This is a genomic window from Thioclava sp. UBA3469, from assembly GCF_002378135.1.
Classification (GTDB): Bacteria; Pseudomonadota; Alphaproteobacteria; order Rhodobacterales; family Rhodobacteraceae; genus Thioclava; species Thioclava sediminum.
Window position 1 is genome coordinate 1 of the sequence record NZ_DFRG01000276.1, and the last position, 9,517, is coordinate 9,517.

Consider the following 9,517-nt stretch of genomic DNA (forward strand, 5'->3'; position numbering starts at 1 on the left):
ATCAGGTACCAGAAGAAGCTGGCCCCATCCATGCTGCGGAATTGGAAGGCCATGTTGATGCAGACGCCGATCAACGAAAGCGTAACCATCAGCAGGACGATCGTGCCGGTATTGCTGGCCACTGCCCCGAACTGGGACTCGGCCGCATCGACAAGGAACGCGTCTGCGGTTCCGACCATCCAACTGACGACACTCATTACCAGTTATCTTGCGCTTCGCAGAGGTCCTGAACCTCTCTTGAAATATTATCTCGCTGTTCAGCGATTGAACGGCGGGCTTGGGTTTGTTCAGCCTGGGACATCGCTTGGAACCGTTCTTCGTATTCAGCTGACGCGGCGTCCCAAGCCGGGAAGCGAACGTCACAGTTGCAATCACCAGTTTCCTTGATTGCCTGCCATGACCTCAGTTCATAGAGATCCATCAAGGTCCGCGCCTTGTAGGCCTCCCTCGGATTGATTTCGTCCATCCAGGTCGGTCGCGCCGGACGATCGTTGCAGATCCGGTATTGTTGAGGCGACATATCCACTGTGAGATCGTTTGAAACCTGAGGCGAAGTCTGCGCCACAAGGGGGCCCGCCAAGGCGGCAAACATGAGTGCGAGAATTGGTTTTCGCATCTGGGAGATTCCTTTTTTACTCAGCGGCAACGGAGGGGCTCTTGTTGCCTCTGCCGTCGACCGTGTCGAGGTTCAAATCTGTGGTTTGACCCGGCAGGAAGAACTCGGTGATCCCGCGCGCGCCTTCATGGCGGCCTGCCTGAATGATCACGTCGATCGAGCCCTCAATGTAATCGATCATGTCGGCATAGGTCATCGGCACATCGGTTTTCAGGGCGGCGATGGCGAGGCGGCGAACAGCAAGTTGTGGGGTCTCGGCATGCAGCGTAGTCAGCGATCCACCGTGGCCGGTGTTGATTGCCTCGAGAAACGTCATCGCCTCGCGACCGCGGACTTCGCCTAGGACAATCCGGTCGGGTCGCATGCGAAGCGTTGAGGCCAAGAGCACATCGGCACTGCGGGCATCCGTGTCCCGGTCCGCGATCAACGTCACGGCATTGGGCTGCTCGGGGCGCAGCTCGGCCGCCTCCTCGATGGTGATGATCCGCTCTTCGGGCGGAATCAGCGAAAGGATCTTGCGCGCCGCAACCGTCTTGCCGGTCGACGTGCCGCCCGAGACGATCATGTTGAGCTTGTTCTCGACGCAAAACCGCAGCGCGGCGCCGATGTCGCCGGATGTCACCACATCGCGCAGTGCGGCGTTACGTTCGCGGCGCAGGCCTTCGAGGCTGCGCTCCTTGCCATAGAGAAATCCGAGCCGGATCGCCTCTAGCGGCAGGGAGGAGAAAAACCGCAGTGATATTGAAAACCCGCCCTCGACTGCCGGCGGCTGGATCACCTGCGCGCGGATCGGGCGATCTCGATATAGGATCGAGACCGAGACGATAGGCTTCTTGGTGCTTAGCGTGGTCGAGGCGGCGGAGGCGATCTGGTTGCCGAGGTCCTTGATCTCGGTCTGGCTCAGCGGGCTGCCGAGACCTCGCATGAAGTGATCGCCCTGGAATTCGCCCCAGACTTGTCCGTCGGGATTGATGCAGATCTCGATCGTGTCGTCGCGCAGGACCTCGGGGCCGAAACGGTCGAGCGACGCTTCCAGATAACTTGCAGCCATGTCAGAAAATCTCGAGGTCACGATCAACCATGACCGTGATCCGTGTACCCTGATCGACATGTATCACTGGCCGGATCGCCAGATAGTCCTGCATCACGCTTTGCGTGCTATCGCGCAGGTCGGTGCCGACATCACTCGCAACATCGGCCGCCGCCTCGCTGTCGATTTGACCCGCTGCAGCCGCAGGCAGGGCGCCGATCAAGGAGATCAGCGCGGCGGAGCTGAAGCGTTGCGCGAAACGGGTGTCGACAAACCCGGTGGTGCCAGTACGGCCGAGTTCGTCTCCACCGAAGGCGCTGATCTGCACGGTCTGATTATCGGGCAAGATGATCCGGTCCCATGCCACCATGACGCGCGATTGGGCGAGTGCGACATCGGAGCGGTAGCGCCCGATCAGCCGCGCGCCGCGCGGGATCAGGATACGCGTTCCATCGAAAGAATGGACGTCTTCCGAGACGATGGCGCGGATCGCGCCGGGCAGTGTGCTGTCGAGGGCCGTCTCTGTCACAGCCTGAATCATGGTGCCCTGAACAACCGTGTTCGATGGGTTCGCGATCACTTCGGCACGTGTCACCTGCGCAGGTTGTGCGCCCGAACGAACAAAGGCTTCATCTGCATTCAGGCGTGCGGCTTCCAGCGTGTTCTCCCTATCCGCACCCGCGCCCATCCCGGAGAAGGCGATCATAGGAGACGCGATACGCTCTGCGCGGGCCTCAGCTTCAGCAGCGCGCCGCCTTTCGAGTTCGGCCAGCCGCAATTCTTCTTCACTTGGTCCCAATGAGGTCGGCTCTGGTGGTGCAAGCCGTGCAAGTTCCAAGTCCATGCGGAGCTGATCCAATTCGCGATCCCGCTCGGTCAGTTGCCGCTCGAGGGCCCGCTGCGCCTCGGCGGATGCCTCCTGTAAGGTGGCAATTTGCGCCGTCAGGTCCGCAATAGCCTGCTCCGCCGCGCTATCCGCGGCCTCGGCCGGTCTTGCGCGCAGGTCCTCGAGTTCCGCTCTCAATGTCGCAAGACTTTCCATCAGCGCGAGTTCCGACTCGCTCGGACCTGTGTCCGCAGCCGGGGCTTGGCTGGGCTCCGGGGCAGAAATCGGCGCCAGATCTCCGAATCCGGGGCCGCTGCTCTGGAACTCTTCCGGCGCGGCGGTCGCCATTGGTGCTTCTGCCGACGGCTGTAGGGCAGCCCACGCCAGACCACCTGCTGCCGCGATACCGACGACTCCAAGGATCGCGGCAAGCGGCGCAGGCCGCTTGTCGGCCTTCGCTTTGCCCGTCGAACCTTCGAGAGCCGCGAGGCGCGCGGCGAGGTCTTCCGTACCTTCGGTCATGATGTGGCCTGTCCTGCGTCCTGGACGCAAATCACCTCTTCGCCAAGGCGAAGGACCCATTGTCGGTTGACGCCGGACACGCGGATGACGCCGTCACTCAAGGCCTGGCTGTTCACCGCGCGTTCCCTGCCGTTCGAATATCGGAAGATGGCGGGCACCGGCGCATTCCGTGCGAACCGGAAATACGTGAAGGTACCATCATCCCAGATGGCCGTCGGCGTGAACTCTTCTCGGGCACTGACCGCATAGTTCGCGTTCGGCGCATCGGCCGCAACCGCCCTGGTGGGTTGCACGCGGTTTTCAGGATAGCGGAACTGCACGACATAATGCGGCGTCTCCCGGGCTTCGACGACATGGAAGTAGTAGGAGCGGCGGTTGGTGTAGACGGTGATGTTGGTGGCGACGCCAGATGCTGTCGGCTTGATGGCGAAGGCACGGCCACCCGGGACACCGTCGAATTGAAACCCGACCGTATCGCCGGCGATGATCGAGCGGATGGTTTCACCCTCACCGAATTCGACCGTGGTGACGCGGGTCAGAGTCGTGACGACACGGTAAACTTGGCCTTCAGTCCAGGTCGCGACGCGCACGCGATTGTCATGAGAACCTGGACGGGGCGTAGTTTCGGCCAAAGCAGTCGTTCCCGCGAACGCGAGAATACTGGCGGCCAGCAGCGCAGAGATTGGAGTGCGGGTCATTCAGAACGGTCCGATCGGATGGCATATTGGGTGACGGTGAAACCGAAAGGGTTTTGCCAGACATCGTCGATCGCGCGGGTCCGCTCGGGCCGGAATTCGAACATCAACGTGGCAGTGAACGATCCAGCCTGTACCCCCTGCGGGCTTGTCAGGCGCTTTCTGAGCCGCACCTGGGCGCGGTTCTCGCCAATAAGGGTGATCGATGCGATCTCAACGGCCATCTCGGCCGCAGCCCCGTATCGCGTCGGCGGATAGTTCTCCTGACCCGATGTCCACATCGCGCGCATGCTGGCCTCGGCCGACCCGGAAGACTGTGCCAGGACACGGCGGACACGAAGATCGTTGTCGAGCTGGTTGTAGGTTTCGCGGTCGAGAATGTAGCGGTAGATTTGCGCTTCGATCACGGCAGGGCGTTCGGCGAGCGACACGGTTTCAACCGTGGCATTGGGGAGCGCCACCCCGGTCGCGGGATCGTAGGGGACAACCACGGGAGGCGGCGTCTCGACCATCAGCGCGACAGCCGCAGCCGTCAAACAACCAAATACGCCGAAGCCTGCCCCGGAAAGGCCGATCATCCGCCAAAGCTGTTCCCGGCGCAGGGCACCGTAGACAAGTTCCTCTTCCACGAGCTCGCGCGCAGTCATCACCCCTGCCCCACTCATGGCTCGAGATCCGGCAAGGTGAAGTCCATGTAGCGGCGTTCTTCGGCGACGGTGGCGGCATCAACCACGCCTGCATTGCCTGCGCCGAGGGTTTGGATCGCTTCCAGCTCCCACATCCGGGTCATGGCGATGGCGAGTTCCGCCGTGACGCGTGTGTTATGATCCATCGAGGCTTTGAGATCCTCCATGTCGGGGATCATCTCGACCAGACGTTCCACCCGTTCGAGAGACTGTTCCGCCTCTGCGTGGCTGTTCTGCGCCACCGCCGACATCACAGCACCTGTGGTGGCCCGCGTGGCCACGCCTTCGGCGCCCGGATTGCCGCTGGTGGCGATCTCGCGGAGTGAATCCTCGTCGAACCCGGCGCTTGCCAGCGCCTGTTCCATCTGCGTGCGCATGGGCCCGGCATTGGGCCCGATGAGCGCGCTCCAATCGCCCGCCTGGATGCCTCGGATCAGGCCAGGGATGTCTTCGAAGTTGGCCTCAAGCAAGGTGTCGAGGTCCCCGCCCATGGCAAGTCCGAGGATGCTGCGCGGCCCGGTGAGCGAGGCATACATCTCGTTCAGCTGATCGAGTTGGCTTTGCAGCATGTCCAGTTGCTCCAACGCATTGTCCAGAAGATCGGTCTGGATCCCGAAATCCTGCAGCATCTGTTGAAGCTGGCGGATTTCCTGAGCAATGTTCTGAGTGTCCACCGTGGGCACACCCTGTGCCGCGACAGGTCCAGTGACATTGAGGGCAAGCGCGAGAGCGATGCTACCGGCGAAAAGGGAACGGGGCGGGCGCAGGTTCAACGCAAATCCTCCTGACTAAAATCCATGTATTGCCGTTCGGCAGCTTGCGCTGCCGCCAAGGCGATCTGCTCGGCGCTGAGTGGCTCGGTTCGGGCGGCCTTGATCCGGGTCCGGATTGCGACCAGCCGGGCCAGTTCGGCCCGGGCATAGGTGTTGAGCGCGATGGCCTCGTGGAGATCCTCGGTCTCACCAATGCGGGTGATGATGTCCTGAACCCGCAGGGCGGCGGCACGGACCGAGACCAGCGAATAGTCGCCATAGACCCCTGCGCCGTGGGCCGAGAGGCTGAAACTCGCGTTGGCGAGGAGCACAGGGTCGATGGTGCCGAGCGCATCAATGCCGCCTACGGCCGCGAGGTAGCTGTTGTACTGCTGCGGGATCACCACGACATAATGCTGGGTTTCCGCGAAGGGTGGCACACCGCCATAATCCTGCACATTGCCCGGCCCGGCGTTATAGGCGGCGAGCGCATGGATAATGTTGCCATCGAACATGTTCAGCATTTGTGCGAGGTATCGCGCACCGCCGGTGATCTGCAGATAGGGATCGTCGTAATAGGCCGGGTAGATCCCGAGATCGCCCGCGGTACCGGGCATGATCTGGGTAAGTCCGAAGGCCCCCACGGGTGAGCGTGCCCCGATCTGGAAACGGCTTTCCTGCCAGATCAGCGCCTGCAAGAGACAGCGCCATTGCACAAGCGAAAGGCCCGCACGGGCGACCCCGGACAGACTATGGGTGTCGCGTGCTGCGCGGATGATCAGCTCCTCGATCCCCTCCCTGGCATCGCCGAACATCCGCGCTGCCGCTGGATTGGTGTCCTCGGGCGCATAAAGACTGGCGGCCGCGCTTTCGACGTCGCCTACCGCCCCCTGCCCCGCCTCGAGCCCCGCCACGGTTCCGGCCACGTCTCCAGCGCCAAGCGACATGGCATCCATCAGCCCTTCGAGGGAGGCGAGTTGCTGGCGCTCGATTTCGGCCAGTTCCTCCTCGCGGCTTAGCCGGACCTGCTGCAGTGCCAGGTCCCGATCGGTCTGCTCAAGGATGGCCTGCCGCTCTGCGAAGAGGCGCAGATCGAAGGTCGGCACGCCTTGGGCGACCGCTGGCCCCACCATGGCACCTGTCAGCGCAAGGCTGATCATCGAGAGGGGAAGCCAGGTCCGCATTGGCTTAGCCGCCCGCTCCCAGCATCACGAAATCGCACGCCGTGTCGCGGCGCGTAACCTCCGCCCCCATGGTCGAGATCGTGGCGGTGGCGGTTCCTGCCTGCGCAGGAGCCTCGCGAAAATTGAAGCAGTTGGCTTGCGAGGGGTTATGCTGCGCACAGGCTGTCAGGGTCAGGCCGAGCCCTAGCAGCACGACGCTGCGAATGATGGTACTGGTCATGTCACTCTCCAGAAATCAGGACGTTCGCGATAATCGGCGCCGGCAAGCGCTTCGCCCTTCTCCATTCCGCCAAGGATGGTCACGAGCGGGCCGAGCGCGCTGAGATCGGCATCGATCACGACGGAACCACGGTCGTCGCGAACAAGCGCGAGCCGCGAGGCCGAGCCGACGCCCAGAAGCACGTCGAGCTCTTTCTCGGTCAGGCCGAGCATCGCGTAGTCAGCAGCGGAAGCACGAATGTTGGGCAAGAGCACCTGCGTCGGCACCGCTTCCACGATGGTCTTGCCGGTGCGCGTGCGCTCGAGCTGGCTGGCATATTGCGTCATCATCACGACGACGGCGTTCTGTTTGCGGGCGGTCACCAGCCAGTTGCTGAGTCGCTCCGCAAAGTAGGCGTTGTCGAGGGCTTTCCATGCCTCGTCGATGACGATGATGGTGGGCTTGCGGTCCTCGATCACCCGCTCGACCCGGCGGAAGAGGTAGGACAGGACCGCCATGCGTTCCCGCTCGCTCTCGGAATCGAGGATGCCGGTGAGGTCAAAGCCCGCGACGTCTCCTTCGATGCTGAAACTGTCCTCGGCATTGGCCCCGAAGATCCAGCCGTAGCGACCCTCGGCCGTCCATTCCTGCATACGCTCGAAGAGATCGCCCTCGTCATCGGTCGAGACCAGCAGCGAGGCGAAATCCGACCAGTTTCGTAGACCCGCATGTCCTGCGCTGGCGTTCTGGCGTACGACTTCCTGCAGTCGGTTGGTCTGAACCGGGGTTAGCGGTCGATCGCGCCGCTCCAAGAGGCTCGCGAGCCAATCAGCAAGCCATGCCTGGCCCCGCACGTCGATCTCGGTCTGGAGCGGATTGAGGCCGGTGGGGCGCCCCGCCCGCACGGTCGAATAGCTGCCGCCGAGCGCGCGGACGGCCATCTCCATCCCCGCGCGATAGTCGAATACGAAGACCCGCGCACCTGCCCGCCGTGCCATGGTCATCAGGAAAGCCGCCAGGACGGATTTGCCGGAGCCGGGACGGCCGAGGATCAGCGTGTGCCCACCTGTGGGCTCGCGATCTGGCGCGCCCTGTTCGTGGAAGTTGAAGCGAAAACCACTGCGCTCGGGCGTCGGAAAGAGCGTGATCGGCATGCCCCAGGGGACTTCCCGCCCTGTCTTTCCGAGCGGGGTGCGGTGGAAGGTAGCGAGATCGGCGAAGTTGTGGTTCGTGATTGCGGCCTTGCGGCTGCGCGCCCCTGTGTTCCCGGGATGCTGCGCCATGAAATGCGCCCGCGCCCCGAAGGCTTCCGAGATCAGGTTGATCCCGGAAGTGGCGGAGATGTTGCGGATTTCGGCCGCGATGTCGTCAAGCGCCGTCTGGGTGCGGGCATAGACGGCCACGGTCATGTGGTGCTCGCCGAAGATCAGGCGTTTGGATTCCAGATCGTCCTGCGCGAGTTCCAGTTCCTGGGCGAGACTGACGGCTCCGTCATTGGCGGCCTGCATTAGCCGCAGCTGCCGCTTGATCCGGCCCGCCATGATGTTGGCGTTGATCGGCACAAAAGAGTGCGTGACCACCATGTCGACGGGCAGATTCAACTCGTCGAGCATCAGGCTATCGGTCTTGGCCGGGTAGTTCTTCACCGCAAAGATCGCCCCGAGCTTGTCGCCGACGGCACCGTCCGAGAGTGCGATGGTCGTGCCGCGGAAGGTGACGCGCGTATTGGCTACGTCCTCGGCGATCACACCGAGGCGCGACCGGGGGAAGAGCGGGTGCTCCTCGCCCGTGTTGAGCGACCCGAGGAAGCCCAGAAGCTCGCCGGTGCTTGCGGCCAGCAGGCGGGGCTTCAGCTCATCGAAGGAGGACAGCAGAAACCCTACAACCTCGTCGAGCTTGCGCAAGCGGCGGTTGGTGTCGGCCGCATGTCGCGAGCGAGACGCCCCAAGTCCGAACGGCAAGCGGCTGCCTGTCTCAGGTCGCTTCAGCACCGTCAGGGTCAGCGTCTTGTCGCGCAAACCCGCGCGGCCGAGATGCGCGTGCCATCGTTCGTCGACGGCAGCCGCAAACCCTTCGCCCGGAACGGGCGGCAGGGTCACATCGACCGCTTTCGACACCTTGTGCAGGTAGAAGGAGAACTCCGTCCCCACCTGCGCGACGATCCCAGCCAGCAACCCTCCGATTCGGTCGAGATGCCCGTCCTCGCTCGTGGTGCTGTTCACCCCTTCGAGGCGGATGCACTGCATCAGTTCGTTGCCGCGTGTCCGGATCGTTCGGTCGTTCACGAGGCTCACATAAGGCAGCATCATTGAGAGCCGCTTCTCGCCCTTGACCCATGCGGGTAGCGCGGTCAGCGGATCGATGGCGTTCTCAACCTCATCGGCAATTCCATCACGGGGCATAGCTGTCGCCTCCGTGCAGCTTGCGGTTCGTCGTGGGCGGGGTTTCCTGCAGGGTGATCACCAGGACATCGAGGAAGTTCGGATCCCAGTCTGCGGCCTTCCAGAGCGCCGGCCAGGCCAACCCCGCGAACACAGCCACCACCCAGCTCTGCACCCAGAGGAACAGGAGCGTCGAGCCGAAGAGCCAGACCATGGCGTACATGATCGGCAAGCCCATCAGCTTGGGTGGCCTGAGAAGACCGATGAATACGCGGGACTGGTCAGCCATGGATGGAGCTCAGGTGGTCCAGATGGCGGCGACGATGGTGGGTGCTGCGGCGATGCCGGCGATTGCAACCACGACCCAGAGCGCCTGACGAAAGTCGAGGATGCCAAAGAGCCAGGAAAGGAACACCCCGATCAGCGCGAGCGTGCCAATCACGATCCCCAAGGGACCGGTGATCGCATCGACAATGCCTTGAAGCAGGGTCTGTACCGGCGAGAGGTCGATGCTCTGCGCGAGCGCTGGACCTGCCAGCACGATAAGGGCCATCGCGCCGAACGCGGTGATCGCCCGCGTGCGGAGCACGCTTTGACGTTTCCTCGATGTCATGAAAGATCTCCTC

Annotated in this window: 11 protein-coding genes and 1 pseudogene; all 12 read right to left on the reverse strand. The window is 63.0% G+C overall.

Features of this window, described 5'->3' with window-relative positions; genetic code table 11:
- Positions 1-197: pseudogene (locus tag B3D39_RS20115) on the reverse strand (hypothetical protein); the annotation flags it as partial.
- Positions 197-646: a hypothetical protein gene (locus tag B3D39_RS20120; RefSeq protein ID WP_274963341.1), complete on the reverse strand. Its 450-nt coding sequence runs from the start codon at positions 644-646 to the stop codon at positions 197-199. The gene B3D39_RS20120 and the pseudogene B3D39_RS20115, both read right to left, overlap by 1 nt.
- Positions 633-1,667: an ATPase, T2SS/T4P/T4SS family gene (locus B3D39_RS20125; RefSeq protein ID WP_009574167.1), complete on the reverse strand. Its 1,035-nt coding sequence runs from the start codon at positions 1,665-1,667 to the stop codon at positions 633-635. Before B3D39_RS20125 ends, B3D39_RS20120 begins: the two co-directional genes overlap by 14 nt.
- Before the next feature lies 1 nt (position 1,668).
- Positions 1,669-2,994, reverse strand: a complete 1,326-nt coding sequence (locus B3D39_RS20130) for a TrbI/VirB10 family protein (protein WP_009574165.1) — start codon at positions 2,992-2,994, stop codon at positions 1,669-1,671.
- A complete protein-coding gene (locus B3D39_RS20135; protein WP_009574160.1) occupies positions 2,991-3,692 on the reverse strand; it encodes a TrbG/VirB9 family P-type conjugative transfer protein in 702 nt (233 codons plus the stop codon). The genes B3D39_RS20130 and B3D39_RS20135 overlap by 4 nt, the downstream gene beginning before the upstream one ends.
- On the reverse strand, positions 3,689-4,336 hold the full coding sequence (locus B3D39_RS20140) for a virB8 family protein (protein ID WP_038147503.1): 648 nt from the start codon (positions 4,334-4,336) through the stop codon (positions 3,689-3,691). The genes B3D39_RS20135 and B3D39_RS20140 overlap by 4 nt, the downstream gene beginning before the upstream one ends.
- Before the next feature lie 14 nt (positions 4,337-4,350).
- Positions 4,351-5,148 (reverse strand): type IV secretion system protein, encoded by a 798-nt coding sequence (locus tag B3D39_RS20145; protein WP_038147504.1) that lies wholly within the window; start codon positions 5,146-5,148, stop codon positions 4,351-4,353.
- Positions 5,145-6,311 carry a lytic transglycosylase domain-containing protein gene (locus B3D39_RS20150; protein ID WP_038147505.1) on the reverse strand — a complete coding sequence of 389 codons (1,167 nt, stop codon included), beginning with the start codon at positions 6,309-6,311 and terminating at the stop codon, positions 5,145-5,147. Before B3D39_RS20150 ends, B3D39_RS20145 begins: the two co-directional genes overlap by 4 nt.
- Before the next feature lie 4 nt (positions 6,312-6,315).
- Positions 6,316-6,531, reverse strand: coding sequence for a hypothetical protein (locus B3D39_RS20155; RefSeq protein ID WP_038147506.1), 216 nt, complete (start codon positions 6,529-6,531; stop codon positions 6,316-6,318).
- A complete protein-coding gene (locus B3D39_RS20160; RefSeq protein WP_038147507.1) occupies positions 6,528-8,912 on the reverse strand; it encodes a type IV secretion system protein B4 in 2,385 nt (794 codons plus the stop codon). The genes B3D39_RS20155 and B3D39_RS20160 overlap by 4 nt, the downstream gene beginning before the upstream one ends.
- Positions 8,902-9,180, reverse strand: coding sequence for a type IV secretion system protein VirB3 (locus B3D39_RS20165; protein WP_009574151.1), 279 nt, complete (start codon positions 9,178-9,180; stop codon positions 8,902-8,904). The genes B3D39_RS20160 and B3D39_RS20165 overlap by 11 nt, the downstream gene beginning before the upstream one ends.
- A 9-nt stretch (positions 9,181-9,189) precedes the next feature.
- The gene (locus B3D39_RS20170; protein ID WP_036745219.1) at positions 9,190-9,444 is read right to left on the reverse strand and encodes a TrbC/VirB2 family protein; all 255 of its coding nucleotides are present in this window, start codon (positions 9,442-9,444) and stop codon (positions 9,190-9,192) included.
- Positions 9,445-9,517 lie beyond the last annotated feature (73 nt).

What these genes read in the sequence shown, in the direction of transcription:
- B3D39_RS20155 (WP_038147506.1), bottom strand. Translation starts at nt 6,531, where the DNA reads ATGACCAGTACCATCATTCGCAGCGTCGTGCTGCTAGGGCTCGGCCTG.
- B3D39_RS20160 (WP_038147507.1), bottom strand. Translation starts at nt 8,912, where the DNA reads ATGCCCCGTGATGGAATTGCCGATGAGGTTGAGAACGCCATCGATCCG.
- B3D39_RS20125 (WP_009574167.1), bottom strand. Translation starts at nt 1,667, where the DNA reads ATGGCTGCAAGTTATCTGGAAGCGTCGCTCGACCGTTTCGGCCCCGAG.
- B3D39_RS20150 (WP_038147505.1), bottom strand. Translation starts at nt 6,311, where the DNA reads ATGCGGACCTGGCTTCCCCTCTCGATGATCAGCCTTGCGCTGACAGGT.
- B3D39_RS20170 (WP_036745219.1), bottom strand. Translation starts at nt 9,444, where the DNA reads ATGGCCCTTATCGTGCTGGCAGGTCCAGCGCTCGCGCAGAGCATCGAC.
- B3D39_RS20135 (WP_009574160.1), bottom strand. Translation starts at nt 3,692, where the DNA reads ATGACCCGCACTCCAATCTCTGCGCTGCTGGCCGCCAGTATTCTCGCG.
- B3D39_RS20140 (WP_038147503.1), bottom strand. Translation starts at nt 4,336, where the DNA reads ATGACTGCGCGCGAGCTCGTGGAAGAGGAACTTGTCTACGGTGCCCTG.
- B3D39_RS20130 (WP_009574165.1), bottom strand. Translation starts at nt 2,994, where the DNA reads ATGACCGAAGGTACGGAAGACCTCGCCGCGCGCCTCGCGGCTCTCGAA.
- B3D39_RS20165 (WP_009574151.1), bottom strand. Translation starts at nt 9,180, where the DNA reads ATGGCTGACCAGTCCCGCGTATTCATCGGTCTTCTCAGGCCACCCAAG.